Annotated in this window: 1 protein-coding gene; it reads left to right on the top strand. The window is 78.6% G+C overall.

Annotated features, from left to right (window positions below):
- Positions 1-144: 144 nt before the first annotated feature.
- Positions 145-1,287: a glycosyltransferase family 4 protein gene (locus tag AAHZ94_RS34130; RefSeq protein ID WP_349997564.1), complete on the top strand. Its 1,143-nt coding sequence runs from the start codon at positions 145-147 to the stop codon at positions 1,285-1,287.
- The last annotated feature ends 106 nt before the right edge of the window (positions 1,288-1,393 follow it).

Raw genomic sequence — 1,393 nt, 5'->3', positions numbered from 1 at the left:
GGGCGGGCGGGGGGCCGGGGGTGGCTGGGGGCCCGCCGCCGGGGGGCGGCGGGGGGCGGGGCGGCGCGCCGCCGATTGCGGCGGGCTGCGGCAGGCCGTGGCAGGTCACGGCGGGGGAGTCCGCCTTGGGTACTGTCGGCGGCGATGGAGAAGACCCTGATCGTCACGAACGACTTCCCACCCAGGCCCGGTGGCATCCAGACCTTCCTGCACGGCATGGCGCTCCGGCTCGACCCGGACCGGCTCGTCGTCTACGCCAGCACCTGGAAGCGCGGCCCCGAGGGCGCGCGGGCCTGTGCCGCCTTCGACGCCGAGCAGCCCTTCACGGTGGTGCGGGACCGGACGACGATGCTGCTGCCCACGCCCCGGGTGACCCGGCGGGCCACCGACCTGCTGCGGGCGCACGGCTGCGGCTCGGTGTGGTTCGGGGCCGCGGCGCCGCTCGGGCTGATGGCGCCGGCGCTGCGGGCCGCCGGCGCGCACCGGCTGGTCGCCACCACCCACGGGCACGAGGCGGGTTGGGCCCAGCTCCCGGCCGCCCGGCAGCTCCTGCACCGGATCGGCGAGGGCACCGACACGCTCACCTACCTCGGCGACTACACCCGAACCAAGATCGCCGGCGCGCTCAGCGAGCGGGCCGCGGCCCGCATGGTGCACCTGCCGCCCGGCGTCGACGAGAAGACGTTCCACCCGGAGTCGGGCGGCGCGGCGGTACGGGCCGGGCTCGGGCTCGCGGAGCGGCCGGTGGTGGTGTGCGTCTCCCGGCTGGTGCCGCGCAAGGGCCAGGACACCCTGATCCGGGCCCTGCCGAGCATCCTGCGCCGGGTGCCGGACACGGTGCTCCTGATCGTCGGCGGCGGCCCCTACCGGGCCGACCTGGAGCGGCTCGCGCACCGCACCGGAGTGGCCGCCGCGGTGCGCTTCACCGGCCCGGTCCCCGCGGCGGAGCTGCCCGCGCACTACGGGGCGGGCGACGTCTTCGCCATGCCGTGCCGCACCCGGCGCGGCGGCCTGGACGTGGAGGGGCTCGGCATCGTCTACCTGGAGGCGTCGGCGACGGGGCTGCCGGTGGTCGCCGGCGACTCGGGCGGCGCGCCGGACGCGGTCATCGACGGTGAGACCGGCTGGGTCGTCAGCGGCGCCTCCGTCGAGCAGAGCGCGGACCGGATCGCCACCCTGCTCGCCGACCCGGAGCTGTGCCGCCGGATGGGCGAGCGGGGCCGCGCCTGGATCGAAGAGCGCTGGCGCTGGGACCTGCTGGCCCACCGGCTGGCCGAACTGCTCTGACGGGCCGCGGGGGCGGCGTCGCCGGTACGCCGGCGTCGCCGGCCCGCGCCCGCCCGCACCGCGCGCCGCTCCCCGCCGCCGTCGGCCCGCCCGGATCAGGCGCGGG

The sequence above is a fragment of the Streptomyces sp. HSW2009 genome, from assembly GCF_040240285.1.
Lineage (GTDB): Bacteria > Actinomycetota > Actinomycetes > Streptomycetales > Streptomycetaceae > Streptomyces.
Note: the sequence above shows the minus strand (reverse complement) of the source record. Positions and strands in the feature narration are given on the sequence as shown.

Bases quoted from the DNA above. Each gene is read 5' to 3' on its own strand.
- AAHZ94_RS34130 (WP_349997564.1), top strand. From the start codon at position 145: ATGGAGAAGACCCTGATCGTCACGAACGACTTCCCACCCAGGCCCGGT.